General features: G+C 67.5%; 34 protein-coding genes and 1 pseudogene. 21 read left to right on the plus strand and 14 right to left on the minus strand.

The window, feature by feature from the left end; genetic code table 11:
* The 6 genes and pseudogenes from WFJ36_RS16645 to WFJ36_RS16670 all read right to left on the minus strand — a co-directional run.
* Positions 1-424, minus strand: a pseudogene (locus WFJ36_RS16645) (ATP/GTP-binding protein); the annotation flags it as partial.
* Positions 425-433: 9 nt separating this feature from the next.
* Complete coding sequence (locus WFJ36_RS16650; protein ID WP_336643761.1) at positions 434-1,945, minus strand: SCO6880 family protein; 1,512 nt, start codon at positions 1,943-1,945, stop codon at positions 434-436.
* Complete coding sequence (locus tag WFJ36_RS16655; RefSeq protein ID WP_336643762.1) at positions 1,932-3,479, minus strand: hypothetical protein; 1,548 nt, start codon at positions 3,477-3,479, stop codon at positions 1,932-1,934. Before WFJ36_RS16655 ends, WFJ36_RS16650 begins: the two co-directional genes overlap by 14 nt.
* A 48-nt stretch (positions 3,480-3,527) precedes the next feature.
* Complete coding sequence (locus tag WFJ36_RS16660) at positions 3,528-4,277, minus strand: hypothetical protein (protein WP_336643763.1); 750 nt, start codon at positions 4,275-4,277, stop codon at positions 3,528-3,530.
* Between the two features lie 3 nt (positions 4,278-4,280).
* Positions 4,281-4,574 carry a hypothetical protein gene (locus WFJ36_RS16665; protein WP_336643764.1) on the minus strand — a complete coding sequence of 98 codons (294 nt, stop codon included), beginning with the start codon at positions 4,572-4,574 and terminating at the stop codon, positions 4,281-4,283.
* Positions 4,575-4,579: 5 nt separating this feature from the next.
* Positions 4,580-5,182 carry a DUF6668 family protein gene (locus WFJ36_RS16670; protein WP_336643765.1) on the minus strand — a complete coding sequence of 201 codons (603 nt, stop codon included), beginning with the start codon at positions 5,180-5,182 and terminating at the stop codon, positions 4,580-4,582.
* Positions 5,183-5,332: 150 nt separating this feature from the next.
* Here WFJ36_RS16670 and WFJ36_RS16675 point away from each other — a divergent pair, with 150 nt between their 5' ends.
* The 20 genes from WFJ36_RS16675 to WFJ36_RS16770 all read left to right on the plus strand — a co-directional run bounded on the left by WFJ36_RS16675 (position 5,333) and on the right by WFJ36_RS16770 (position 19,544).
* On the plus strand, positions 5,333-5,590 hold the full coding sequence (locus tag WFJ36_RS16675) for a helix-turn-helix domain-containing protein (protein WP_259955011.1): 258 nt from the start codon (positions 5,333-5,335) through the stop codon (positions 5,588-5,590).
* Positions 5,591-5,722: 132 nt separating this feature from the next.
* Positions 5,723-6,145, plus strand: a complete 423-nt coding sequence (locus WFJ36_RS16680) for a hypothetical protein (protein WP_336643766.1) — start codon at positions 5,723-5,725, stop codon at positions 6,143-6,145.
* Complete coding sequence (locus tag WFJ36_RS16685; protein ID WP_336643767.1) at positions 6,145-7,245, plus strand: M23 family metallopeptidase; 1,101 nt, start codon at positions 6,145-6,147, stop codon at positions 7,243-7,245. The genes WFJ36_RS16680 and WFJ36_RS16685 overlap by 1 nt, the downstream gene beginning before the upstream one ends.
* 9 nt (positions 7,246-7,254) lie before the next feature.
* Positions 7,255-8,694: a MinD/ParA family ATP-binding protein gene (locus WFJ36_RS16690; RefSeq protein WP_336643768.1), complete on the plus strand. Its 1,440-nt coding sequence runs from the start codon at positions 7,255-7,257 to the stop codon at positions 8,692-8,694.
* Positions 8,691-9,572 carry an FHA domain-containing protein gene (locus WFJ36_RS16695; RefSeq protein ID WP_336643769.1) on the plus strand — a complete coding sequence of 294 codons (882 nt, stop codon included), beginning with the start codon at positions 8,691-8,693 and terminating at the stop codon, positions 9,570-9,572. Before WFJ36_RS16690 ends, WFJ36_RS16695 begins: the two co-directional genes overlap by 4 nt.
* 55 nt (positions 9,573-9,627) lie before the next feature.
* Complete coding sequence (locus WFJ36_RS16700; RefSeq protein WP_082108529.1) at positions 9,628-9,861, plus strand: hypothetical protein; 234 nt, start codon at positions 9,628-9,630, stop codon at positions 9,859-9,861.
* Between the two features lie 292 nt (positions 9,862-10,153).
* On the plus strand, positions 10,154-11,239 hold the full coding sequence (locus WFJ36_RS16705; protein WP_336643770.1) for a hypothetical protein: 1,086 nt from the start codon (positions 10,154-10,156) through the stop codon (positions 11,237-11,239).
* 532 nt (positions 11,240-11,771) lie between these two features.
* On the plus strand, positions 11,772-13,127 hold the full coding sequence (locus WFJ36_RS16710) for a ParB/RepB/Spo0J family partition protein (RefSeq protein ID WP_336643771.1): 1,356 nt from the start codon (positions 11,772-11,774) through the stop codon (positions 13,125-13,127).
* A gap of 397 nt (positions 13,128-13,524) precedes the next feature.
* Entirely contained in the window at positions 13,525-14,478 is a 954-nt protein-coding gene (locus tag WFJ36_RS16715) for a DUF3560 domain-containing protein (protein WP_336643772.1), read from the plus strand.
* A 31-nt stretch (positions 14,479-14,509) separates the two neighbouring features.
* The gene (locus tag WFJ36_RS16720) at positions 14,510-15,061 is read left to right on the plus strand and encodes a hypothetical protein (RefSeq protein WP_336643773.1); all 552 of its coding nucleotides are present in this window, start codon (positions 14,510-14,512) and stop codon (positions 15,059-15,061) included.
* Between the two features lie 343 nt (positions 15,062-15,404).
* Positions 15,405-15,650 (plus strand): glutaredoxin family protein, encoded by a 246-nt coding sequence (locus WFJ36_RS16725; RefSeq protein ID WP_336643774.1) that lies wholly within the window; start codon positions 15,405-15,407, stop codon positions 15,648-15,650.
* Between the two features lie 3 nt (positions 15,651-15,653).
* Complete coding sequence (locus tag WFJ36_RS16730) at positions 15,654-15,866, plus strand: hypothetical protein (protein WP_336643775.1); 213 nt, start codon at positions 15,654-15,656, stop codon at positions 15,864-15,866.
* A 111-nt stretch (positions 15,867-15,977) separates the two neighbouring features.
* On the plus strand, positions 15,978-16,382 hold the full coding sequence (locus WFJ36_RS16735) for a DUF6573 family protein (RefSeq protein WP_336643776.1): 405 nt from the start codon (positions 15,978-15,980) through the stop codon (positions 16,380-16,382).
* A 71-nt stretch (positions 16,383-16,453) separates the two neighbouring features.
* Positions 16,454-16,678: a hypothetical protein gene (locus WFJ36_RS16740; RefSeq protein ID WP_336643777.1), complete on the plus strand. Its 225-nt coding sequence runs from the start codon at positions 16,454-16,456 to the stop codon at positions 16,676-16,678.
* 64 nt (positions 16,679-16,742) lie between these two features.
* Positions 16,743-17,111 (plus strand): single-stranded DNA-binding protein, encoded by a 369-nt coding sequence (locus tag WFJ36_RS16745; RefSeq protein WP_336643778.1) that lies wholly within the window; start codon positions 16,743-16,745, stop codon positions 17,109-17,111.
* Positions 17,112-17,226: 115 nt separating this feature from the next.
* The gene (locus WFJ36_RS16750; RefSeq protein ID WP_336643779.1) at positions 17,227-18,027 is read left to right on the plus strand and encodes a ParA family protein; all 801 of its coding nucleotides are present in this window, start codon (positions 17,227-17,229) and stop codon (positions 18,025-18,027) included.
* A 4-nt stretch (positions 18,028-18,031) separates the two neighbouring features.
* Positions 18,032-18,415 (plus strand): hypothetical protein, encoded by a 384-nt coding sequence (locus WFJ36_RS16755; protein WP_336643780.1) that lies wholly within the window; start codon positions 18,032-18,034, stop codon positions 18,413-18,415.
* Complete coding sequence (locus WFJ36_RS16760) at positions 18,412-18,843, plus strand: DUF192 domain-containing protein (RefSeq protein ID WP_336643781.1); 432 nt, start codon at positions 18,412-18,414, stop codon at positions 18,841-18,843. The genes WFJ36_RS16755 and WFJ36_RS16760 overlap by 4 nt, the downstream gene beginning before the upstream one ends.
* Complete coding sequence (locus tag WFJ36_RS16765; RefSeq protein ID WP_336643782.1) at positions 18,836-19,171, plus strand: hypothetical protein; 336 nt, start codon at positions 18,836-18,838, stop codon at positions 19,169-19,171. The genes WFJ36_RS16760 and WFJ36_RS16765 overlap by 8 nt, the downstream gene beginning before the upstream one ends.
* A 40-nt stretch (positions 19,172-19,211) precedes the next feature.
* Positions 19,212-19,544 carry a hypothetical protein gene (locus WFJ36_RS16770; protein WP_336643783.1) on the plus strand — a complete coding sequence of 111 codons (333 nt, stop codon included), beginning with the start codon at positions 19,212-19,214 and terminating at the stop codon, positions 19,542-19,544.
* A gap of 48 nt (positions 19,545-19,592) precedes the next feature.
* On the opposite strand, the gene WFJ36_RS16775 is transcribed toward WFJ36_RS16770, so the two are convergent.
* The 3 genes from WFJ36_RS16775 to WFJ36_RS16785 all read right to left on the minus strand — a co-directional run bounded on the left by WFJ36_RS16775 (position 19,593) and on the right by WFJ36_RS16785 (position 22,265).
* Positions 19,593-20,891 carry an ATP-binding protein gene (locus WFJ36_RS16775; RefSeq protein WP_336643784.1) on the minus strand — a complete coding sequence of 433 codons (1,299 nt, stop codon included), beginning with the start codon at positions 20,889-20,891 and terminating at the stop codon, positions 19,593-19,595.
* 147 nt (positions 20,892-21,038) lie between these two features.
* A complete protein-coding gene (locus WFJ36_RS16780; RefSeq protein ID WP_336643785.1) occupies positions 21,039-22,034 on the minus strand; it encodes an ATP-dependent DNA ligase in 996 nt (331 codons plus the stop codon).
* A gap of 3 nt (positions 22,035-22,037) precedes the next feature.
* Positions 22,038-22,265: a DUF2188 domain-containing protein gene (locus WFJ36_RS16785; protein ID WP_336643786.1), complete on the minus strand. Its 228-nt coding sequence runs from the start codon at positions 22,263-22,265 to the stop codon at positions 22,038-22,040.
* 199 nt (positions 22,266-22,464) lie between these two features.
* Between WFJ36_RS16785 and WFJ36_RS16790 the strand changes: the two genes are divergently transcribed.
* Positions 22,465-22,794, plus strand: a complete 330-nt coding sequence (locus WFJ36_RS16790) for a DUF7882 family protein (RefSeq protein WP_045264356.1) — start codon at positions 22,465-22,467, stop codon at positions 22,792-22,794.
* Here the strand turns inward: WFJ36_RS16790 and WFJ36_RS16795 are convergent.
* From WFJ36_RS16795 to WFJ36_RS16815, 5 genes are all read right to left on the minus strand, one after another.
* Positions 22,791-23,066: a hypothetical protein gene (locus WFJ36_RS16795; RefSeq protein ID WP_127481599.1), complete on the minus strand. Its 276-nt coding sequence runs from the start codon at positions 23,064-23,066 to the stop codon at positions 22,791-22,793. The genes WFJ36_RS16790 and WFJ36_RS16795 overlap by 4 nt on opposite strands.
* Before the next feature lie 53 nt (positions 23,067-23,119).
* Complete coding sequence (locus WFJ36_RS16800) at positions 23,120-23,458, minus strand: DUF7882 family protein (RefSeq protein WP_336643787.1); 339 nt, start codon at positions 23,456-23,458, stop codon at positions 23,120-23,122.
* 300 nt (positions 23,459-23,758) lie between these two features.
* Entirely contained in the window at positions 23,759-23,935 is a 177-nt protein-coding gene (locus WFJ36_RS16805; RefSeq protein ID WP_082066565.1) for a CsbD family protein, read from the minus strand.
* A 37-nt stretch (positions 23,936-23,972) separates the two neighbouring features.
* Positions 23,973-24,734: a DUF2382 domain-containing protein gene (locus WFJ36_RS16810; RefSeq protein WP_127481601.1), complete on the minus strand. Its 762-nt coding sequence runs from the start codon at positions 24,732-24,734 to the stop codon at positions 23,973-23,975.
* Positions 24,735-24,809: 75 nt separating this feature from the next.
* Entirely contained in the window at positions 24,810-25,472 is a 663-nt protein-coding gene (locus WFJ36_RS16815; protein ID WP_206516654.1) for a hypothetical protein, read from the minus strand.
* Positions 25,473-25,658 lie beyond the last annotated feature (186 nt).

Consider the following 25,658-nt stretch of genomic DNA (forward strand, 5'->3'; position numbering starts at 1 on the left):
CGTAATCCGGCTTCAAGTCGCCCAGCACGAGCGGCATCACGCCGTAGCCGGCGAGGCCCGTGGCCATGCGCCGGATGATCGTCGACTTGCCGAGTCCGGGCTTGCCGAGCACGAACACGGACGGGTTGCTGATGAGCTTGGCGCGCTGGAACCAGCTGATCGGGTCGCAGCACACGGTCGCGCCCGTGTAGATGTGGCGGCCGAGGGGAACGCCGACCATCGGCGTTCCCGTACCGATCGCGAACGGCCACAGGCCGCAGACCTGGACCGTCGTGCCGCGCCATTCGTCGGGCTGCTGCACGTAGAACGACTCACCGCGGCCGCGGCCGAGCCACCCGCGCAGGCCCGGGCGCTCGGGGCGAACGGCCGGTGCCTTCTTCGGGGCGTCGACCTTCGACGCGCGGCGCTTCTTGGTGATAGCCACAGCGACCTCCTACAGGTTGTTTCGCAGCTCGGCGGGAATCTTGATGTGCTTGGACAGGACGAGCCCCAGCGGGAGCGCCGCGGCGAAGGCGCTGTCCTGCGAGCCGTAGACGGGCCGCAGACGCAGCCGCGCGGTCGCGCCGAGGTTGTCGATCGCCGCGACGGCATCCGCTTCCTCAGTGGGCGTGCGCACCGTGGCGGTGACGAGCATGCCGAAGTTCACGAGGCCGGCGCCGCTGGCCTCTTCTGCCGCGGTTGCCGCGGCCGCGCGCATCGACATGACGTCGCGGGCCTTCGCTTTCGCGTCCGCCGTGGCGCGGAACTCAGCCGCCCGCAGGTCGGCCTCCACCATCGCCGCGGCGCGAGCCGGGGAGATAGGCCGGTACAGCAGAGTGATGCGCTTGCGCGCAATGTCGCGGTGCGGTGCCAGGAGACGGCCCAGGACGCCGGACTGGACGTTGCCGCGCGGTGCGCCGGTCATCGACCAGGTGACCGAGTGACCGGAGTCGTGGCGGTAGCTCGCCCAGTTCGCCTGCGCCGCGGACGGGCCGACGTCGTTCCAGTCCAGCTCGGGCGGCTGGCCTGCTGCGTGCGCCTCGTCGATCAGCACGGAGGCTGCCGGGTCGTAGGCGATGCGGATGACCTCGCAGAGCTGCTGCGCCGTCAGTGGGTGTGCCGCGCCTGCCCCGGTCGCCTGGAGCGTCTGAGTGAGGCCCGGCAGACGCGATGCCAGCTCGCGGGCCATGTCATCCGGCTTGCGTCGCTTGCCGCCCTGTCGCGCGGCGGCACTGAACGTGATCGTCACGTACGCGCGGACGATGCTCGAGCCCGCGGGGTAGCGGTCGACGGCCTCGATGAGCATTTCGCGGGCGAACGCCGGGGCGTTGTCGTCGAGGTTCGTTTCGACCTCGCGACGCAGGCGCGTGCCGGAATCGGGGGCCGTCTCGATCGTGACCGTGGCCGCTTCGACGCCGGCCTCATCGGCCAGGTTCGCGAGCCAGTGGCCCCAGTCGGCCACCCAGACGTCGATCTGCTCGGCGTCGACGAGCGATGCACCGGCAGGCTCCGTACCGATCACGATGCTGTAGTTCGCCGTGGACGGGTGGAACAGCAGCGCGAACGGGCGATTGTACGAGTCGCGGTGCTCGCTGAGGCGGATCGTCGACGCCAGGCCGGGGAGCTGGTTCGTGCCCCAGGGCGTGCGGCCCGTGGGACCGGAGCGGTAGACGTTCGTGCCGCGCGAGCGGGCGACCCACCAACCGGCACGGTTGGAGATCCGCGAGAGCGCGTTCTTCCCGTGGGAGTCCCGCACCATCAGCAGAACGAGCAGAAGCAGGATCACCACGGCGGTGATCGCCGCGTCGAGCATGCCCCGCGTCATCAGGACGAGCACGACGACGAGCATGCCGACAAGCAGCAGACCCGTACCGACCGCGCCGAGGCCGAGAAGGCCGGCCGACGTCGGTCGACGCCAGTTTCCATATGTGCGAGCCTGTCGGCTCGACGTCTCAACGGTTGCCACTGGGACCCTCCCCTGTTGCCTGATCGCCTAGTTTCTGTGCAGCGCCCTTCGCTGCGTCGCCTACCTGTTTCGCCGCGCCGACCGCTGCGCCAGCAGCAGCCCCCCACGGACCCGCGGCAGCGCCAGCAGATGCGCCCGCGGCAGCTCCACCACCAGCGGCAGCAGCACCACCACCAGCGGCCGCGGCTCCGCCACCTGCGGCGGCTCCACCACCGGCAGCAGCACCACCGCCACCCGCGGCTGCGCCCCGGCTTGCGGCCGCGGCACCTGCCTGGCCCTGCGACCCCGCCGTACCTGTCGAGCCGGTCGCGCCCGCCGTCGACGGGGAGGCGGTCGAACCGCCGCCCGCGCCACCGCCGAGTCGGCCAATCTGAGCTGCACCGCTGGGGACGGCTGCGACACCGGCCGCGGCGAGCATGCCGCCACCTGCGCCGCCCGCCATAGCGCCGACCATCGGCGTCACGAACCGCATGAGAGCCGGGAGCGCGACGAGCGCGAGCAGCATCATCATGAGGCCCGTGATGACGGAGATAAGGCCGGTGCCGTCGTCCTTGAACACGTCGGTTCCGGCGAGCTGGAATGCCGCTGCGTAAATGATCGCGGCGGCGGGCTTGTAGAGGATGAACGCGACCAGCCAGGCCACGTTCTTGTTGAACCATCCCTTGCCGGACTCGCCGCTCATCGCGGCGGCGGCCGAGAGCGGGAGGATGCCCGTGAGAACCACGAGCATGCCGCCCCGGGCGAGCATGAGGATGATCTGCACCACGGCGACGATGATCGCGATGACGCCGAGGATGATGACGAGGAGCGCGCCCAGACCGGGGGTGCCTGCCGTGCCCGTGGTGGTCAGCACGAGCAGGTTGCTGATGTTGCGGCCGAAGCACGTGCTGTCGCCGGCACCGAGATTGCAGTCCGTGGAACGGTCGATGATCCAGACCGAGAACGCATCCGCAGCCGTGACGAGCAGAGCGACGATGCCGACGCCGGCACCGGCTACGACGATGAGACGCAGGAGGCCGAAAAACACGTCCTTGCCCGGTTCGGCGCGCATCGTCACCGCCATGCGGATCGCGCCGACGATCGTCGCGCCGACCGCGACGGCGAGCATGATCCACCAGAGCGAGCCCTGGAGGAACGCCACTGCACCACCCGCGCCGACCGGGCCGCTCGGCAGCAGCCCCGCGACGAGGCCGGATGCGCCGCCGATCAGGATCGCCGCGGCGAGGATGATTCCGAGCCGACCTACGGCCAGAATGCCCTCGCCGCGGCGAACCTTCACGGTCGTGATCGACGCCAGCGCGATTATCGCGATGATCGCGACCGCGTAGCCGATCCAGGTGATGTAGCCGAGCACCTGGAGGACCGGTGCGGAGAAGCCGGCGTCAGCACCAGCCGATGCGCCGCCGTCGCCGCCCGTGAGGACCGGTGTGCCGATGTTGACCCACATCGTCCCGAACGACGCGATGACCTTGCCGACGCCCTCGATGACGGCGTTCGCCATGTCTTCGATCGCGCCGCCGACAACGGAGTTCACGATGTCTTCGCCGCAACCAACCCAGTCAACAATCGAGCACATATGTCCTCATCCCTCCCAGTAGATGTAGCCGGCGAGATTCGGGAGCTGCGCAGGCCGTGCGGTCAGGTCGCTCTCCGAGTAGTTCACCTTCCAGTCGCCGTCCTCCCAGACGAGGGGGATCACGGCTGAGAGATAGCCGGTCTTACCGTTGCCGGTGACCGTCACCCCGACGTCTACTCGAGCGGAGTCGCCGTCGTAGCTGAGCAGGCGGAACGCCGTGACCTCGTTCCGAATCTCGGGCGAGCCCTCGGACGTGCTCGGCGTGCTCAGGAGCTGATCGCGGATCGGTCCTGCGGCGAGGGCGTACTCACGCCACGGCTGCACCGTGTCCGCGTTCAGCAGGTAGGCCACACCAACGGATGCCGCGAGAGCGGCACCCTCCGGCGTCCGCGCGAAGCACATCTTGATACCCGCGTCGGTGGTGTCTGCGGGGCCGAACTTGTCCGACACTGGGAACGGCGTCGTGCCGGCGTAGTCCCACGTCGTCTGCGGGGCCGTGTCGAGCGTCCCGCTCATTTCCACGAGGTCGAGCCCGCAGATAGACGAACCGCCCTCAGCCCCCTCCGAGGGGGCAGGGGCGGACGTCGACGAGGTAGACGGCGCCGGGGCCGGCTCGGGATCGTTCGAGGGGGAAAGGGATGACACGATCCACACCACCACGGCGGCGGCGGCGAGCAAGCCCACCACCACCGCCGCGGCGATCCAGCCGGGACGGCGGAACGGACTCTGCTGAGTCGTCTCGTCATCGAGGGACATGGGTTATCCGCCCATCAGTGCCGAGACGATTCCGGCGCCGCCACCGATGAGGATGACGCCACCGAGAATCCAGCCGAGGGCACCGGCGTGCTCGCCGCCCTCGCCGCGCCGGCTGTTGAAGAACATGCGGATCGCGACGATGACGATCGCCACGCCAGCGAGGGCGAAGCCGATCCACTTGACCCAGGAAATGATCGTCGTGAAGCCGCCCGTTCCCGGGGGCTGCACGGGGCCCGGGTCCGGAATCTGCGCCGGAACCATTGCCGCTGCGGTGAGCAGGGTGTCAATCAGAGGCATTGGCCTCATCCTTTCTGTTGGGTGTTCGCGAGTGCGGTCAGCTCGTCGACGACGCGACGGACCTCACGCGGGGCGGCGGCCGAGTCGGCTTCGTTCGTCCGCCACGTCTCAATCCACGGCACCGTCCAGGTGCGCGCGTACCCGCCCGCGACGACCTGCAAGAGGTCGCGCAGCGGCCGGGGAAGTCTGCCAGGAGCATCGGCCATGACCACGAGGCCGAGCAGGTCGACGCCGGGAACGAGCCGCGAGGCCCACTGCTGGGCGGCGACTCGCGCGGCCGCGAGGCCTCGCACGTTCGAGCGGGCGACAACGACAGCACGCACCACACCGCCGGCCTCCTGCGGCCAGTGGTGATCGGTGACCGTCGCCCCGGGGATCAGCGCCGCGAGCGTCGACTCGCCCGCGCCCCCGTGCGCACCGACGATCCAGAGCGGCGACCAGTGGCCGACGTACTGGAATGGCAGCCGGTCGGCCGCCTCCGGTGCGGGGACGCCGAACTGCGGCGCGGTCGGCCCGGTCGGAATCGCTGATCGCTCGACCAACGGCTCAACCGGCGTCGGCTCCACAGCTGGGCGACTCACCCAGGGGTTGGGCTTTCCTTCGCTCATCGTTCGGCTCCGTGAAATATTGGGCTAGGTGGTCTCCCTACCACCGTAACCCATATAGCACGATTGGAGCAAGATGAGCATGTTTAGGTGTCTCCCCCCAACGCCAGCCGCTCTACCTATGTTTAGTACGTTCTGTTATAGTCTGGTGGCATGCGAACAAGAGAGCACCGTGTGATGGGCGGCCCCCATGATGCGCTCGATGCCCTCTTCGCGAACCTCCCCGAGACGCTGACTGTCAAGGAGGTGTCCACTCTCGTGCGAAAGACCCCCCAGGGCGTCTACAGCATGCTCAAAGCCGGGAAGATCCCCGGCTACGAGGTCGCAGGTGGGTGGATCATCATTCGCGATGAGCTGAAAGAACAGATGCGGCGGGGGTCGAGCCGGGAGCAGCAGACAACGGAGGACTGATTCATGCGACGAGTGTGGCCGGCGATCACGGCCGTGGCGCTAGTAACGCTGACGGCCGTTGGATGCACAAACGCCAGCGATTACCCGAACCCTTACCCGACAGAATCTTTCTCTCCGTCGGCCACACCCAGCATGCCGAACCCCTCCGGCCTCCCGACCGTGCCCCCCGGATACATCGACGAGGACACGGGGCAGACCATCGCCCCGGTCCCCGTCGCCACCTGGAGCGACGCCGACCGCGCCGCAGTGATCGAGGCGGCGGACGCGGCTATGGCCGCGTTCGCCCGCCCCGGCGTCGACCAGGACACCTGGTGGTCTGAACTCTCCCCGCTCCTGACCCCCCAGGCGCGCACCGACTACGCCTACGTGCAGGCATCCGCCGTCCCCGCCACCCGCGTCACCGGCAGCGGCGCGATCACCGACGACACGAGCGCGATGGTCGCGCACGTCGCGGTCCCCACCGACGTCGGCAGCTACACCCTCATCCTCACCCGTCTCGACGGCGCAAGCCCGTGGCTCGTCTCCCGCTTCACACCGCCCGAAGGCGTGCGCTGATGAGCGAGAACAACAAGAAGCTCGGCCCGGTCGTCGCGATTCTCGTCCCGGCCCTCCTGCTCGGCGGCGTCCTGTCGATACCGCTGTTCGCGGCATCCGCGCTCGCGTGCAACCCCGCCGCTGGCCCCGAGAGCAGCGTCACCATCGATCCGGCCTCGGTCCCGAACATTGAGGTCGGCGGCTACGGGCACGAGCAGCTGGTCAACGCGGCCCACATCATCAAGGCCGGCGCAGACAAGGGCCTCGGCGTTCGCGATCAGACCATCGGCGTCATGACGGCGATGGGCGAATCCTCGCTCGTGAACATCGACTACGGCGACTGGGAAACCGGCGGCGTCACGAACCCGGACGGCTCCCCCACGACGTCGATCGGCCTGTTCCAGCAGCAGGCGGGCTGGGGCAGCGTCGCTGAGCGCATGGACCCGTACATCGCGTCGACGAAGTTCTTCGACGCGATGGTGAAGAAGGTCCCCGAGTCCGAGCGCCAGACGCTCGCCCCGACGCTCGTCGCGCACCGCACGCAGGTCAACTCCGACCCGTACCACTACGAGAAGTACTGGGACACGGCCGTGCAGATCGTCGAAGCCCTCGCGGGCGTCGACACTGGCCTGGCGCCGGGCACAGGTGACCAGGTCTGCACCGGCGAAGGCGGCGTGCCTGGCACCGTCAACAAGGACGGCTGGGCCGCTCCAGCCCGCGGACCGATCAGCAGCGACTTCGGCCCCCGCACACCGGTCATGACGCCCAACGGCCCCAGCAGCTCGTTCCACCGCGGCACAGACCTCGCGCCGGGATGCCATGAGCCGATCTGGGCCGCACAGTCCGGCACGGTCGTCGCCACCGGATTCGGCGTCGGCTATGGCAGCAACGGCACGATCATCGTCGACCACGGCGGCGGAGTCACCACCGTCTACCTACACATGTACGCAGACGGGATTCTCGTCAAGGAAGGTGACAAGGTCACCGGCGGCCAGCAGATCGGCAAAGTCGGCAGCAGCGGAACCTCATCCGCCTGCCACCTGCACTTTGAAACTCACGTGAACGGCGAAGCCGTCGACCCCGAGCCCTTCATGGCCGCGGTCGGGATCACACTCGGATAGGAGAGACGGATGACTAGCGAAGCAACAAACTTCCCCCGGATCGAAGCCCTCACCCACGAGGACGGCACAGGCGCGCTCATCGTGCAGGGACGCCGGCACGACGTCACGACCCCCGACGTGCACCAGACGCGCGCACAGCTCATGCAGCTCGCCGCAGACCAGGCACGCGCCCTCGGCCGGCCCGTCAAGGTGACGACCGGTGGCGTCGAGCCGACCTACCACCTGATCGTCGACGAGCACGCCCAGGTGAGCGAGGACACGAACCCGCCCGCGCCGACCACTACTCGAGGTGCGGCACGCGCCGCGGCCGCCCAGGAGGTCATCACGGACGTGCCCGCACCCGTCGACGCCCCGCCTGCAGTCGAGCCGTCCCCTGCTCCTGCAGTCGTGGCCGAGCCTGCCCCTGCAGCCGCGGTTCCGCCCCGGCCGCCGCTGCCCGCATCGGCTCCCGCGCCCGCACCCGAAGCGACCGGCGCGGCCGCATGGACGACGGAGGCTCCGGCCACCCGACGCGACGTCCGCACGTCGTTCCTGACGCAGGAACAGGCCGAGAAGCCCGCAACGCAGGGCATCCGTGGTGCGCTGACCCGCGCCGGCATCCGTATGGCCCCTAGCGACGCCGAGCGCGCCGTGCGGGCCGACGAGCGCGCCGTGAGCCAGCACTGGCCAGGCCCTCGCACGATCGCCGTCGTCAACGGCAAGGGCGGCGCCGGCAAGACGCCGACCACGATCCTGCTGAGCGCGACGTTCGCGCTGCACGGCGGGGCCGGCGTCCTCGCGTGGGACAACAACCAGACGCGCGGCACGCTCGGCTGGCGCACCGAGCAGGGGCCGCACGACGGCACTCTGCTCGACCTCCTGCCCCAGGCCGAACGGCTGCTCGGCACGGGCGCACAGGCGGCCGACCTCGCGCACTTCGTTCACCACCAGACCAGCGACCGGTTCGACGTGCTGCGTTCCAAGCCGGTCGCGCTCGCGCACGAGCAGCGCATCACCCCGGCCGACGTCGACGCGATCCACGCCGTCGCCGCCAAGTACTACCGGCTCATCTTCATCGACAGCGGCAACGATGAGAGCGATCCGATGTGGCTGCGCATGATCGACCTCGCAGACCAGCTCGTCGTCGCTACGACGACCCGAGCCGACCACGCGGAGGCCGGCGCGCTACTCCTGGAGGACCTCGCCGCACGCGACGCACGTTCCGCACGTCTCGCCCGCGATGCCGTCGCCGTCATCACCCAGGCCGACCCCAAGGCGACCCGGGCAGACATGCAGCACGTCGCCAACGGCTACAGCGCCCTCACCCGCGCCGCGGTCATGATCCCGCACGATCCTGCCCTCGTCGACGGTCAGATCACCTACGAGAGCCTGCGGCCCGCCACACAGCGCGCATGGCTCGCCGCGGGGGCAGCGGTTGCCGGAGGCCTCAACGGAGCGCCGCGCGGATGACCGACGCTCAGAAGGTCGGAGCCTGGCCCCGCATCCAGGTCGAGATACGGCCCGAGGCGCAGTACGTCGCTGCGGTGCTTCGCATCAACGGAGCACCGCAGGGCTGCGCCTCTCCCACCATCGAGGGCATGCGCGCCGGCATCATCGCTCGCTGCGCGGCCCTCGCAGGCACGCTCTCGCGGCCCGTCGCCGTCGACGTCGATGAGGCCGGACAGCGCTACCGCATCGCCGTGCGACCCAACGGTGTCGTCCAGCCGATCGACGCCGGCAACGCGATCGCCGACGCCTCCCGCCTCACGCCCGTTAACGGGCCCTGCCGGCAGTGCCAGCAGCTCGTCGTCGTCACCGCACAGACGTGCGGTGCGTGCGGTGTGGAACAGCCGCTGCGCGTGGAGCTCAACGACACTCCCCCGCGGCCGCCCGTCGCACCGACACAGGCGACGACCGTGCCGGGGATCGCACCGACCCCGGAGTACCGGCGCACGCCCGCGCCCCTGCCCGAGGTCGATGAGCACACCGTGTTCGCCCGCACGCCTCGCCCCCAGCTCGTCATCCAGCTCGACAACGGCGAGACGATCACCACGCCGGCCCCCGCCGTGCTCGGCCGCAACCCCGACGCGATCGACGGCCACACACCCGTCAAGCTCCCGAGTCCCGGCCGAGAAGTCTCCCGCACCCACGCGCTCGTCGACGTCGACGACGCCGGCAGGCTCATCGTCACCGACCACGGCTCCAGCAACGGCACGTACGTCGACGGGGAAGCCCTGTCGCCGCACACGCCGACGATCATCGCCGCCAGTGCACGCCTCCAGCTCGGAGACACCACCGTGCAGCTCCACAGCCGCACCGGTCGCGAGCAACCTTCAACCCAGGGTTGATTCTGCGGCGTGTCACTCTGACGTTAACCATTGGCATAGAACTACGCTCGCTCACATGGCCCCTCGTCGACGTCCCCGCGGCTCACTGGTAGACCCAGTGCCGCTCGGCTACGTCGTCGAGCGCAGCGCGAAAGAACGGCTTGACCGCCTCGCGGATCAAGCGGCTGTCTCGTCGGCCGTGATGTTCGAGCACATCATCGAGCACCTGGAGCTGACCAGTCGCGGCCTGCCCGTGACCTGGCCAGAGCAGGAGCTACACGACGGGGAGCTGCCTATCGACGCCGCTTAACGAGATGAGGCCCGCCAGGGGCGGGCCTCGAAACTCGAAGTGCCTCATCTGTCGAAGTTTGGCGACAGGAACAGATGAAGGCGATGTGAGGAAGAACCGGCCGGGAGCCGGAGCTTCGTTGTACCCACCTACCGCGAAGTAGAAAGGCACGTTCATCATAACGCCCACTTCCGCGTATCTCCACGCCCAATCGGCCGCGACACGCCGTGACGTGTCCCCCAAACGACCGACAGGCACCCCCGACCGCCCGCCGACACGGCGAGGGGCCCGCGGACCCCGCGGCCGCGGACTCATGCTGACGCCCCCCGAGGGCGTCTACGCCGCTGTGCCGGTCTGCCGGCCCTCCGACTGGCTGCACGCCGTGGAGTTCGCCCTGGCCCTCCCCAGCGTGGAGGCCCTACGTCGCCGTCTGCGCGTCGCAGGGCCCAGCACGGTACTCTCAGCCGCCCGGCAGTGGGCGGCCGCCGCAGACCGCGCCACGGGCCGCGACGTGGCCGTTTCCCACGCCACCGTCGCTGAGCGCATCGGATACGCCGAAGCCACCGTGAAGCGCATCATGCGCTTCCTCTCCCGGCTCGGCCTCATCGTCGAGTGCGCCCGCGGCCGCAACCGGCTCACCCTCGACGAGCTGGCCGAAGCCCGCGCGCTCGGCGCAGAGCACCAGCGCGCAGCCGCCTCCACACGGGCGCTCACGATCCCTCACTCTGTGGACGGCACCCCCCTACCCCTCTCGGGACCAATTAACGAAACCTCTCCCGTTACAGAGAACTCACCAAAGCGCGCCCGAGGCGCGCGAAAGGCCGGCGCTCCGCGCCGACCAGCTATGACTGGAGTGGTTGAGGCGGCTGAGGCCCAGCCTCGGTGGCCGTTCGCGATCCAGCAGTTCGCCGCGCAGCTCGTCGACCGGCTGCCCCGGCTCCTGCGGACCCCCCGCTCGCAGCCGCAGCGCGTCTACATGCGAACACCGGACGGCCGCACCGACGCCGTGTGGATCGGCGGCCGCCACATCGGCCAGGTGTGCGACGCGATCGCCAGGCACCGCCTCGTCGAGCGCGGCTGGACCGCACACCAGGTCCTCGAACACGTCGACCGCTACCGTGCCGGCATGCGGGCCGACGTGGAGCCGGCCGAGCAGCGCGACCCGCTCGCCTGGCTGTTCTGGCTCATCGGCAAGACGATCGCCGTCGACGAGCTGGCACCCCTCGCTCGAGCGGAAGCCGAGCGGGAACGCCACCGCGCCGAGTCCGCAGCTCGCCGCGCAGCAGACGCCGAGCTGCGCGAGCGCATCGCAGCCCAGCAGCCGGAAATCGACGCGATCCTGGCGCAGATGCACCGCCAGTTCCCGCGCACCCCGAAGGTGCGCCGGCCCAAGTCCTGACCCCGCCCACACCGCGAGGCCGCCTGACCACCTGTGGACGACCCGAGCTACCGCCGGCTCCACTCGCCCACAAGGATGGACAGCCGCCCTCAACACCACAGTGAGTCCGTCCTGACGCACCGCAGGCGCGAAGCGCCCACCGTGGACAGCACGAACGCACCCACCCTCTGCCAGGGGCAAGGCCGCACGCGGCCGCGGCAGCCCCGAAGCCCCCGGCAACCAGCCCCGCAGCTCGTCGACGGAGATCCGAACTGCACACCACAGGGACGGCCTCGCGGCCGCAGATCCTTCGCGCCCTGCGGGACGCCGTTTTTCTACCGTGAAGCCTGCGGCAGTCTACGGTCGGCCGAGCTCCACGCAAGCCCCGCGAGCGGGGCCGGCTCCCCCGAGACTTTCCGGCACGCGGTCGCTGCGCTCCCTCTCATCGCACCGGAAACTCTCTCCCCCACCGCACTCCGTGTTGCCGCTGCGCACGCCCTCCCTGACCGGCACATTCGTGCCTTCACGGCAGAAAAACGTGGAGGGGAAAGGGATGAACATGACCACCACGACCACGCCCGGAACCATCGAGCACATCGACCCTCAGACCATCGACGTGGCCACGAACGTGCGCACCGAAGCGAGCCTCGGCAAAGAGTTCGTCGACAGCATCCGCGCAAACGGCGTCCTCCAGCCCGTCGTCGCGTATCGCGACAGCGAGGGCGTGCACGTCCGCTACGGCCAGCGCCGCACCCTCGCCGCCCAGATGGTCGGCCTCGCCACGATGCCGGTCTACGTCGTCGACGTCGACGACACCGACACGGCCCAGCGCATCATCGAGCAGTTGGTCGAGAACGACCAGCGCGAAGCGCTCGGAGAGGGCGACCGACTCGACGCCTGGCGGCAGTTGGAGTTGGAAGGACTCAGCGCCACGCAGATCGCGAAGCGCACCGGCACCAAGCGCGACACGATCAAGACCGGCCTGACCGTCGCCGCCAGCGACACCGGAACCCGGCTCGTCGCAGAGGTCGGGCTGACCCTCGACCAGGCCGCGACGCTGATCGAGTTCGAGGACGACCCCCAGGCCGTCGCAGACCTCACCGAGATTGCCGGGAGCCAGCCCGACTACTTCCCCGTCGCCGTCCAGCGCGCACGCAACGAGCGTGACGCCGCAGTGCTCCGCGAGAAGGTCGAAGCCGAACTAGCCGCGAAGGGGCACCGCATCCTGTCGTCCTCCCCGAACTATGACGAACCGACCCCCTACCGTCTGCACCAGGTGACCGACGAGGGCGGGAACCGGATTACCAGCGACTACGTGGACAGCAAGCCCGGGATCGCGGCGCACGTCCGCGCCTGGGATGCCGAGCGGTTCGAGGTGACGTACTACGTCGACGACCTCGACGCGGCAGGGCTGATCCTCCGCCCCGGTGCCACCAGCGGCGCGGCGAAAGGCCCGATGACCGACGAGCAGAAGGCCGAGCGCAAGACGCTCATCGCCAACAACAAGGAGTGGGACGCCGCTGAGGCCGTCCGCCGCGAGTGGGTCGCGACGTTCCTCGCCCGCAAGACCCTGCCGAAGGATGCGATGAGCGTCGTCGCCACGCTCCTGGCCACCGGAGGCTACGACCTCGGCCAGTCCATCGGGCACGGCAACAGCCAGGCGCAGGAATTCCTCGGCATCGAGCGCGGCTACGGCGACAAGGTGGCCGAATATCTCACCGCGCACCCGACCCGCGCCGCGCACGTCGCCGTCGCGATCGTCCTCGGCGGCATCGAACAGCAGACCAGCCGCGACACCTGGCGCTCCCCCCGCCCCGAGAAGGCGGCGTACTTCCAAACGCTCCAGGCCTGGGGATACCCGCTCTCCCCCGTCGAGAAGATCGCCGCGATGCTCCCCGACGAGAACTAATAGAGGCAATATCCCCATAAGAGCCAGCCGCCCCGCGCCACCGCGCGGGGCAATGCTGTGCCGCCACGGAGGCCGGCCCAGCACCAGGCCGCCACGGAGGTCGGCCCGGACTCAGACGACGGCGCTGCGCGCCGACTGTTCCCGAGCGCGCATCCGCGCGCATCGTTTTTTGGCCTTGAAGCCTGCGGCAGTCTACGGTCGGCCACCCTCCACGCAAGCCCCGCTGCGCGGGGCCGGCTCCCCCGAGATTTTCGGGCACGCGGTCGCTACCGCTCCCTCTCATCGCACCCGAAATTCTCTCCGCCGCCGCCCTCCGGGTTGTCGCTCCAGGTGGCACTCCCTGACCGGCACTACGTGCCTTCAAGGCAAAAAAACGAGGTGGAGAGAGGAACCAAGCATGCTGAGCATCACGCACACGCACGAGGCCGGAACGATCATCGAGGGCACAGCCAAGGGCGACGGGTCCGCCGCGATCTTGAAGGCGAACCGCTGGCGCTGGGGCCGGAGCATCGGCGCGTGGTACGTCCCGAACAGCCGCGACCGTCTCCCCCAGCACCACATCATCACCCGCACCGCCGCCGCCCTGGAGGCAGCAGGGTTCGAGCTGGCACCCCTGGAAATCGACCTCACGACCCGCAGCACGGCAGAAGTCGAGGCCGGGAAGATCGCCCGCCAGGCCGACCGCGTGGCCGCACTCGACGCCAAGGCCGACCGGAAGGCAGCGAACTCGGACGCCGCGTGGAGCAAGCACCTGAGCGACGTGGCACGCCTGCCCGAGGGCGGCGAGCCGATCAAGGTCGGCCACCACTCCGAAGGCCGCCACCGCCGCGCGATCGACAAGGCGCACAACAGCATGCGGCGCAGCATCGACGCCCACCACGACGCCGAGGAAGCCGCCCGCCGCGCTGAGGCCGCCGCACACACCACGGACGCCCGCTACAACCCCGTGACCGTCGCCAACCGCATCGAGAAGATCGGCGCCGACATTCGTCGCACCGAGCGCCGGATCGTCGCGGACGTGTACGACCGGGAAACGGGATACCGCCCCGCCACGGACGAGCAGAAGGCCAAGCGAGCAGCCGCCTACGCACCGCAGCTCGACGAGCTGCGCGACCAGCTCGCCTACTGGGAGCAGGTGCGTGCCGACCAGATCGCCACCGGACGCGCGACCGGATATAGCCGCGACAGCATCGCCAAGGGCGACGCGGTAAAGGTCCGCGGCTACTGGCACACGGTCGCCCGCGTGAACGCCAAGACGGTCAGCGTCGAAACGCCCTACAGCTGGACCGATCGCGTCACCTACGCCGAGATTCAGGACCACCGCACCGCCGAGCAGATCACCAAGGACTAATAGAGGCATAAGGGATAAGGGAGATACGACCATGAACACGACGACCACCACCCCCACCGCTCAGACCGTCGAGCCGGGAACGCCGCTGCACTGGTTCCTGGAGGTCTGGAGCGGCGACGCCGCGGCCGACGTCGCCCGGGCGCTCACCTGCACCGAGGTAGACGCCCTCGCGGGTCTGCTGCGCTCCTGCGGCCGCACCGCGGCCGCGCTGGAATGGATCAACGCCCATGCACGCAGCGACGAGGAAGGAGACGCGCACTACCGCACGCCCGCCGAGGCGCTGCGCGCCGAGTTCGACGAGCTCGCGGCATCCGTCCCCGGCCTCGACCTCTGCGAAGAGGACCCCGAGACATTCGGATTCGGGCACCTGGTGTTCTACAAGCAGAACGAGGATGCCCGGATCGGGTTCACCGAAATCTGCGACCGCCCCAGCGACGACCCGGCGCGCGAGGTCACCGGCTACGAGTGGACGGCCGACCGGCGCGGCTCTGACGGCGTGAGCGTCGTCACCGCATCCGGCAGCGCCACCCTCGACGACCTGGACACCATCACCGCCGCCGCGTGGACCTGGGCGACTCAGTGAGCCGCCCCAGCCGTGCCCCCACCGGGGCACGGCGCGAGGGGAGCAACCCCCTCACACTCCCCCGCCGCCGCTACGCGGCCACATGCGCGCCCCTTCGGGTCGCCGGTATCTCCAAGGCTTCGGGCATCGTTCCTGACGCTCCATCATTGCCGCCGCGGTCCTCCACACAAGCCCCTGCGGGGCCGACTCCTCCGAGATTTTCGTCACGCGGTCGCTACGCTCCCTCACATCGCGACGAAATTCTCTCCCCCGCCGCCTGCGGTTGTGTTCCGGCCCTGCTGCTGCGGCACTGCTCCGCTTATCAGGAACGAGCCAGCGAAGTGATCGAGAAGGGACGACTGACATGGAACCTGTAACGGTGTACACGACGGGTCTGAGCTGCGTGAAGTGCACGATGACCATGCGTCTGCTCGATGGGGCCGGCATTCCGTTCGTCGAGGTGAACGTTAGGGAGAACCCCGCCGCCTACGCCTACATCACCGAGGAACTGGGCTACAGCATGGCGCCGGTCGTCGTCGTCGACGAGCAGGATCACTGGAGCGATGTTCGACCCGACCAGATCGACCGTATCGCCGCACACATGGGCTGACCGATGAGCGACGAGCAGCAGGACGAGCGAGGCCCCGTGTCATGGGAGGCGTTCAACTGGATGCGCCAAGAGATCCCCCGACTGCAGGGCGAGGTCGAGCAGCTGAAACGAGACGTCGAGTTCTGGCAGCAGCAGACGAACCACTGGTACATGAAGGCCAACTACACCCCCGAACAGATCGCGGAGTTCCAGCGCCGGCTCTCGCTCGAGGAATGACCCCTTGCTCATAATAGAGGCATTAGGTACAATAGAGACATAGACCAAGACCCGCGGAAATCCGCGAGTGTCCAGCCTCAGAAATAGAGGCATTAGGTACAGGAGGACAGCATGAGCATCGAGAACTACTTCGGCAGCGTGATCCACAGCCGCACCCGTGAGGACGCTCTGGCGGACGGCGACCTGGTGGACGCTGGCGACATGGCCCGCGAAGCCCGCTTCCGCATCCCGGTCACGCTCACTCGTGCCGCGTGGGCCGAGGCGGTCGAGTGGGACGACGACAGGCCCGAGCCGCAGGACGAGGACGGGCGACTGTGGGACGTGCTCTACATGGCCGGCCACGCCGCCGGCAACGCGCCCGGTCAGAGCCGGGTCACCTTCCGCGTCTACCGCGTGCCGAACGAGGACCGCGGACGCCAGTGGAACGAGGCAGAGCTGATCGAGCTGGCGCTGCACATCGGCCCCGGCGACGAGGGCGAGCCGGTCATCACGATCATGCTCCCCCGCGAGGACTGACAACCAATCCCGGCATTGCCTCTAATAGAGGCATTAGGTACAATGGAGGTACAGAACATGAGGAGCTGATCGTGGCGAAGCTGGCAGAGCTGCAAGAGGGGGACGTGCTCACGGCCCTCGACGGCAAGCCCTACGCCAAGCCGCTCACCGTGGCAGACGAGCTGGGACCGATCACCCCCGGCAGCCCCGTCCGCGGCGTCCGTTTTGAGCCGCCCACGAACGCCGGCATCGACTGGGTGTTCTACCCCGGCCAGATGGACGGGCACCGCATGACCATCGAACGCTACGGGGCTTAGATCCCGTTGCATGTCGGACCTAATACCGGCATTATCCCCACCAAAGAGAAAGGAACCGCTCACCATGAGCTACATCACCCGCTCAGGGAACCTCGCCGCGACTCCCGTCCTGCGTGAGAACGACAAGGGCAAGCCGTACACCTACGCCCGCGTGCTCGTCACCGACCGCATCCGGCAGGAGGACGGCAGCTACGAGGACGGCGCGACGATCGGCTACGATGTGGCCGTGCAGGGCAACCAGGCGACGAACCTCGTCGACGTCGCGGAGCGCTGCGGCAACATCCGCGTCACGTTCGCGGGGGAGTACCGCGCGAAGGTCTACCGTCCCGAAGGTGGCGAAGAGCGCATCCAGCACGAGGTCCGCGCCGATGAGGTCGGCGTGAGCCTGCACCTCCAGTCCGTGACCGTCGAGCGCAGCGGCACCAACGAGTGACCGCACCAGGGAGGGGAGTGCATCAGGCGCTCCCCTCCTTCTCTCATACCCAATAGAGGCATTGTCACTAATGGGGATACACTCAGACCATCCGAACCGGGAGGAACCCGTGACCATGACCACCCCGCGCCAGGCAACCATCCTGACCGCCTGCAACCAGAAGGGCGGCGTCGGCAAGTCGACGACGCTCTACCACCTGACCCGTGCCGCCGTGCTGGCCGGCCTGCGCGTGCTCGTCGTCGACAGCGACCCGCAGGGCAACATCACGAGCGTCCTGACCGAGGACGTCGGAGAGACGGAGCCGGGACTGGCCGACGTCCTCAGCGAGTACACGTCCGACACCATCGCAGACGTCATCGTGCCGGGAATCTGGGAAGGCCTCGACGTCGTGCCGACGACGGGGGAGACGCTCGGAGTGGTCCGCGACCAGCTCGTGGTCGCTGGAGCCGCGCGAGAGGGTCGCCTGAGCCGCGCCCTGGAGCCGATGCGCGGCGATTACGACCTCATCCTGATCGACTGCGGCCCGAACCTCGACCAGCTCGTCATCAATGCGCTCACGGCCGCTGACGGCGCGCTCGTGGTCACTCAGACGAAGCTCTGGAGCGCCAACGGGCTCGCGAAGCTGCTCGACACCATCACGCAGGTCCAGCAGAGCTACAACCCCCGGCTGCGCGTCGGAGGCGTGGTGCTCAACCAACACGAGGCCCGCACGGTCGGCGGAGGGCACTGGGCCGGCGAAATCGAGGCGGCCGCCGAAGCTCGCGGCCTCCCGCTGCTCACCCCGCCCGTGCCGAAACGTCAGGCGATCGCAGATGCCACCGAGGAATCCATCGGACTCGACGAGGGCGACGCCGACTCGCGCGAGCTCGCAGCGATCTACGACGGATACCTCACGCAGCTCACCGGAAGGAACTAAGAACATGGCCGCGAAGCGAACCGAGCGCCGCACGTCCGCACTCAGCGGACAGACGCCCGTCAACACCCAGGCAGTACCGCCGGCACCGACGCCGGCCCCGGCTGCAGTCGCCGCCGCCCCGGCCTTGGCCGCGAAGTCGAGCGGGGGAGCGGGGGCGAAGAAAGCCACCCGCACGAAGATGAACTACTACGCCGACAGCGACCAGGACGGCCGTATCCGCGCCGCGTTCTACGCCGGCCGCGACAAGTACCGTTGGCGGAACATGACCGATATGCAGCTGCACGGCGTGATGGGCCTCGTCGAGTCGCTGGAGCGCGAATTCAACGGCGGCGAGCACTTCGAGCCGATGCCTCCCGGCACCGGTCCCGTGGGCCGGCCCCTGGAATGAAGCGTGCAGCGGCCGCCGTCGCGGCCGCCGTGGCGATCGTCCTCACCGGCTGCGCCGCGGACGTCGACGAGCTGCGCGTGACCATCGATGGAGTGACGGTCACCGCCGAGCAGGCGACCAGCGTCGAGGCGCAGCGCGAAGGCCTCAGCGGGCGCGACAGCGTGCCCGAGGGGACCGGCATGTGGTTTCCGCTCGAGCCCGCACAGCGGACCGAAGTGTGGATGCAGGACACCCGCGTGCCGCTCGACGTCGTGTGGATCCGCGACGGCCGCGTGACGGGCGTTGTGACGCTCCAGCCCTGCTCCACCGAGCCATGCCCCCGAGAACCATCCCCGGGGGCCGTAGACGCGATCCTCGAAGCCCCTGACGGCACTTTCAGCCAGACGGTAGTGGGCGCCACCGTAGAACGAAGGAGTACCGATGAGTGATGACCTGATCGACCCGGCCGACCCGGAGTACGAGCTGAAAGTAGCCGAGGCGTTCCAGCGCACGGTCAACGGGGCTCACGAGGGCGACGACCTCCCGGTGCAGATCACCGTGCGCCAGGCGCAGAAGATCGCGGCGATCATGGGAGCAGTTGCCCGCGGCCATTCCGGCTACACCGACGCGCTGCGCGACGCCTCATGGTTCCTCGACGCCGTGGTGGCCGAAGGCCGGCCGCACACAATCGTGTCGCGCTCATCGGCCGAGCTGTGGGCCGTCGTCGACGCCTGGCCCTGGCCCCGACCTGGCAAGCCGAAGGACAACGCCGAGTAGACCACCCGGCAGCGTCCGATGTTCCCGCGACGATGAACCCGTGGGAACGAACAAGCGCTACCCCCACCTGCCTGCGCAGAGGGGTGAAGAGCGAGAGCTACGCGAGGCGCGCAAGCGCGGGCCGCTGCGTACCCTCGACTCGCTCCAGCTGCGCCTACACGCGCAGCCCCTCACGATCGTTCCCGAGCAGGTAACGATATGGGGTCACGCCTGGCTCCAGTTCGGCGATACGAATGTGCGGTGCGTCGTCCAGGTGAAGCGTTGGACGGCCGATGCCGTCGGCGTCCAAGTGACGATCGACGGTGACAAGCTGCGGTGCTGGATATGGCAGGGCGCATGCCAGCGAATCTCGGACCCGACCGACGTCTGGTAGACGGTCCCTATCTCACGACGGCGGACTGCAGGGGATCGAGCGCTGCGGCTAATCGTCGTCGTCGTCCGGAGCGTCGGGGTTCTCTTCTGTCGCAAGACGCACAGATAGCGCCTGTTCCTCGGCGCTGACGCTTAGGTCCGTGGCCCAGAACTCCTCTTCCGCATTCATCGGGAGCTCGAAACGCAGGATCGCGTAGGCGTGCTGGAGAGGGCGGTTGTACCGGAACAGTCCCTCGGACGTCTTTCTGATGAGTGCTCTGCGTTCCTCCGTCTGGAGCTTCCGCAGGTAGGTCGTGAGATTCCCAGGCGGGTAATCGGGCAGGTCCTCACGAATCTTTGAGAGGATCTGCGCATGCGTCGCCCCCCGTACCGGCAGCGACGCAAGCGCTCGAAGAATGATCGCGTAGTTGTGATACTTCCTCGTTTGCGTGAGCTCTAGAGCCACGTCGAAGTCTTCCCTCATGGTGCCCCCGCGGGTGCGGGAGTACGCGGTCTTCGCCTTCTCAAGGGCCTCTGAGGTCACGTATGTCGACTGGCGGCTTGTCTCCAGCACTCCGAGAGCCGTGCAGCATTCGCGTGCCAGCGCGTGCGTGATGCTCGCGACGCCCACCGAGTGCTTGATGATCCGATTACGCACCGCACCGAAGTCGACGTTCAGCAGGTCCTTGCCCTTATCGAGCAGCTGCCCGAGGTCATCGTCTCCGAGCGGCGGGATAGGGATATCAGCCAAGCGGCCGCTCATGTTGGAGGGGGTCCTCAATATCTCTCCGGCTGTCTCCGCCACGCCGAGCACGATCATCCGCAGCTGCGGGTAGTTCAGCGATTCGTCGCTGAACACCTTCATCGCGTCTGCGAGACGATTTCTCGTCTCCGCAGTCACCTTATGGAAGTCCTCGATCACCCAGACCAGGCCCTTGGAGCCGAGACGCACAGCAAGAGCTTCCGATGTCAGCTGTGCCGGCACAATTCTCTCAAAGTCCTCGGTCTGACCTGCCTCCCACGAGGCCTCAGTGTGGACCGATGCCGGCGATAGCGGCCCCCCAAACTCAGCGCCCCCCTTGAGCTGTCGAGTGTCTTGATTGCTGCGACCGGTGCGCACCATTGCGTTCATACGGTCGAAGGCAGAGGCCAAGACTTGTTCGTATGTCGTTGTCGCCTCGCACCGGGTCGTGATTGATGCCTGCTTCTCGTTCTTCAGCACATTCGCAACCAGCGAGCTTTTGCCAGCACCTGACTCACCCCACACCAGAATCTGGGTCCCCCGCTCACCGAGCAGGTTTCTCAAGTCCTGCTCTTCCAGCGGGCGGCTGACAAACCCCTTATCGGCGGGCTGTCCGGGAGTGAACACTTCTCCTAGTGAGTACGTGCGAGTGGTTGGCTTCGCGTCCCCGCCCGCCTTCTCGCCCCGCCACCACCGCATAAACCAATTCATGGCCCGACCATAGCGCGCAACGCGACAACGGAGGCGGCGTGGTCGACGTCTGGTGACCCTGGATCAGCGGGAGGGCTCGACTTCCGCCACGGGGATCTCCGGCCGGGCGCGGACGAACCGCACAACATGGCGGAAGGACTTGCCCGTCATCGCTACGTCCGCCGCGATTTCGACGACGAGCGGCTGAATGAGCGTCAGTCGTACCGGTTCCCTCCCCGACCGGTTGAAGCGGCTCAGGGTCCCGGGTTTCACCTCCTGCGGCCACGGGTGCGGCTCCGCAGACTCGCGCATCAATCGCCCCAGTTCCCGCGCGGTGCTGGTGGCCAGGTGCGCAGAGCGACCCACTATCCGCAGCTCACCGTCTACCGGCAGGCCGATCACGAGTTCTTCGGGCCGCTCCCGCGACCCGATCACCGCCGCACAGATGACGTCGAGCGTGTCATGGTGTTTCACCTTCAACCACGTTCGATCGCCGCCCACGTACGGCTGCGCTGCGCCCTTGACGACGAGGCCTTCAATCCCCGATGCCACGAGCGAGCGGAACCACTGCGCGGCTTCCGCAGCATCCGCCGTGACGGGGGAGAGGTTCAGCGGCGGGGACCATTCCCGCGCCAGCTCTTCGAGCAGCGCGCGCCGATCGTCTAGGCGCAAGTCGCGTGCGTCGCGATCGGCGATCGCGAGAATGTCGAAGGCGACATACGACGCCGGCTGTGCGCGGGAGAGCTTCGCGACGGTGCTGGAGCTGCCGTTCGTGCGGCGCAGCAGCGCATCGAAATCCAGGCGGTCGTCTGACCACACCACGGCCTCACCATCGAGGATGACGCCGCTGGGGAGTTGCGCGGCCGCCGCGACGAGCTCCGGGAATGCCCGGGTGAGGTTCTTGCCCTGCCTCGACCATAGGGATACGTCGTCGTCGTCGACGACGAGCAGCAGCCGAAATCCGTCCCACTTCGGTTCATACCTCGCCCCGCCGGGCAGCGCATCCGCGGCCGGGATCGTTTCAGCCGGCCGGGCCAACGCCACGCCTAGCGGCGGACGCAGCCCGGCCGGCAACGGCATGGCTCAGCCCTTCACGTCTCGCGGGTCGTTGCCGTAGCTGTTGCGCTCGGAGATCTGCCCGTTCTCGTTCTTGATGATGTGCTCGACCTTGCGTTCCCTTGCGAGGTCGCGCCCCGCGGCCACGGCATCCTCCTTCGTCTGATGCGCGCCGCCTGTGGTCGAGCTGTCGCCGGTCACGCGGTTATGCCACGCGCCGTCCTCGTGGAAGGTCTCAACGTCTCCAGTAGGCATGGTGCTCCTTTCGTCGTGAGCTTCATCGTCGGCCCGTCGCTCGAGAAATCGACAGCCCCTTGCGAGAAACCCGGCGCACTAGGTAGCTGCCGAAATCGATCGTTTCCGGCGCGGGCATGACCGGAGGGCGCGGGTCCTGCCGTTAGCAGCAGCCGAAACTAGATCTTAGGGGTGGGTCCGGGTCGCTAGGGTGGTTCTCATGGCCAGTCTTGTGTACGGGGATGGCGTGGATCCGATTCATATTGAGGATCGGGCGCTCGCGCATCTGAAGATCGTTATTGCGACGAAGTTGCGTCGTAATGAGAGCTTCACGTTGTCGTGGAAGCATCCCGAGGGTGATCCGGGTGGGCGTTCGACGATCTGGATTCATCCGTCGATTCCGCTGCGGTTCACTTTCGATGAAGTTGAGCCGCCGCCGATCAGTCTCAGGTGGGTCGAGCAGCTAATGCACACCGCGAATTCGTCGGGCGGGATCACGCTCGTCGACGAAGTGCTGGATGCCCCTGAGATCGAAGCTGCTGCAGACTAGAGCAGATCCCAGCTGCCGGACAGGCCGAGTGTCAACACTGCCTGGTCGGAATCCAGTGTCACTTCTTCCTCGGTGATGATCACGTGACTGGAGGGCGTGACCAGGGAACGGACGAGTCGATCTCCTGCATCTTTGAAGCGCACGATTCTTCCTGTGCTGGCGGCGGCCACTTCTAGGTCGTCGCACAGCTGTTCCGCGTCCTGTGTCGGGGAGAGGACGAAACTTGCCCCGTCGATGGTGACAAGCGTCTGAAGTGCGGTGCGCTCGCTCATCCGACCAGGGTAGGAGCCGGTGGGTGGGATCCTAAGGGGCTTGCGTGAACAGGTCAGGCTGATGCATTATCCAGATCGCGTTCGAGGCGAGTGCCCTCGGCGGGTTCGGGGGTGAGGTACAGGCCCGTGGGCGAGCTGGCAGTGAAGGCGAGAGCATCGACCCACGCCCGATTGATTGCCGGTTGCCGGCTGCCGAAGTATTTGTACACCAGTGAACTCCCGGCATGGACCCACACGGTTGTCCGTCCACCGCCCGTACTGGCATCTTCTTTCCATGTGAACGCGAAGGGCTCACCGCGGCGGAGCTTTGCCGAGATGACGAGCTGTAGATGGCTGAGTGCCCGATCTTCGATGTCGACCTTCAGTCCGCCTTCGTAGATGAACTTTCCCATGCCGTGCACTCCTCGGTCTTATCGCCACGGACCATGCCAGCAGGGGGAATGAAGGGATCGTCGTGACGTGAAACTTCATTGTCTCACCGATCCTTGGCGGCCTGCCTCCGTGTCTGACCGTGACGTTCATCGACGGGCAGGTGTGCTTCGGTGCGCCATCAACCGTGACATTCCTGGCGCCCGGATACGCGTCAGATCTGCATTCGAATCGGAACCGCGAGCATCCGGTACGGAGCACTCGCAGAGAAGTATCCGGTGCCCGCGGGGGCGTGGGCACCGGATACGAGGGAGCGAGATTTGTTAGTTGTCGGACAGAGCGTCCTTGACGTTCTCGCCAGCCTTCTTCGCGCTGGCCTTGGCCTGGTCGGCGTGACCGTCGGCTGTGGTCGACTTGTCGTTGGTTGCTTTGCCGACAGATTCCTTGGCTTTGCCTTTCAGATCTTCGGCAGTGTTCTTGATGTCATCTCCGATACCCATCGGATTCTCCTTTCAGCGGGCTGACAACGGGGAGTTGTCAGCGGTCGGTGGGGGTGTCGCCCTCGAGCTCGATCTCTTCCTTGCGGACCTCTGCGCTGACCTGCTCAGTGTCGGTCTTGGTTTCTGTGCCGATGCGGACACGCTCGACCGGGACCGTTTCCTTTTCGACCACGGGGCGCTCCTCCGTGAGGACGACCTCGTGCTCTTCCTCGCTGATGTCCGGACCATCTAGCGCGTCGCCGACGTTCGCCTCCGTGATGGGTTCACGCTCGAGACGAACCTCTTCGTGGCTGACGGGGACCGTGACAGTCTCCTCCTCGGTGACCACGTACTTGCGGAGGCGGGCTCGACCGGTCTCGACGCGCTCCGTGCCGACGTGCAGCTGTTCCTCGGACCGCGTCATCGCGTCGTCGGTCGTCGGACCGGAGGTGTCGTATCCGTCGGTCGATGCCACATCCCGGTCCGCGGGTGCGTTGTCGACGGGAGCGGCGCCGGTTCCGTAGTAGGTGTACAGCTCGTCCTGTTCGTTGTCGGTGAGGTCGGTGCCATCATCGATGCGAGGTGCGTCTTTGACGAAGTCTTTCCCGTACGGGACTCGAAGATCTCCGTCGACGGCGTCGGCCTGGTCCAGGGGCACGAACGATTCCGAGGTTCCGAACAAGCCCGTAGCTACGGTGGCCCAGTTCGGTCGACCGCTGGTGGGGTCAACGAAGATCTGGCCGACCTTTCCAATCTTGTTGCCGTCAAAGTCAGTGACGGTGGCTCCGATGAGGCTGGCGATGTTCTGTTCGCTGATCATGAGTGGTGCCCTTCGTTTCTGTCGTGCGGTGGATGGTTGGGGAATGTGTTGCGTCGGGAGCGTTGATCGCGAGGGTTAGCGGCCGAGTCCCACACGGTCGACCCTGCGGTGGTATCGCATCCCCGCCAGGCCTCCGAGGATCGCTCCGATCAGGGCAACAATGGCGGCGCCGACCGCGGTGAGGATGCCGGTGAGGGTGGCAGTCTCCGGGGTCACGGGAATCCGCGGGAAGCTCTGCAGGTTCGCGAGAATGTCCCACTGGGAACCGGCTATCGCGGTGACGATGGCGAGAATGATCGCGATCACGATCGCCCACAGCCACACCGCGATGCCCTGTTTGGCTCCACTGAATCGGGCCATTCGTCCGGCGACATAGCCTCCGGCGAAATAGGCGATGAGCAGGACGAGTCCGATCGCAATGGCGCTGATGATGCCGGTCGCGCCGACGTTCTCTGTCGCGGCGTCCGCGGCCTCTTCCGGGGTGGTGCCGTTGCCGAGCCCGATAGCGGCGCCGATCGCGGCGACCAGCGCGGTCAAGAGCACGGTGGTGCCCATCGCGGTCAGCCACCCGAAGAACGCAGAGCCGAACTTGAACCCGCCAAATTCTGCTTTCTCACGCTCGTGGACATCGGTGCGGAGAGTGTGATCCGCATCGACGGGAACCGCAGCGTGGGGGGAGTCTCTGTCGTACACGGGTGCTCCCGGCTCCCGGGGCTCAGGGGAATCGTTGCTGTTCATACGGCGAAAGTAAGCCGAAGGAACAGAGTGTAGGAGGTGGTTGTCTCGATGGCTTGAGGCGCGTACTGTATGCGAACTTACAAAGTAAGTCTGTGTCTGATCCCGGACTAGATACACCGTAAGTCTGCTCGGAACAAGGGTCCTGGCGAAGAAGGGGGAGTAGGTCTAAAACGGGTTCCACCGACT

Origin of the sequence: Microbacterium sp. MMO-113, from assembly GCF_037148555.1 — a bacterium.
GTDB lineage: Bacteria > Actinomycetota > Actinomycetes > Actinomycetales > Microbacteriaceae > Microbacterium.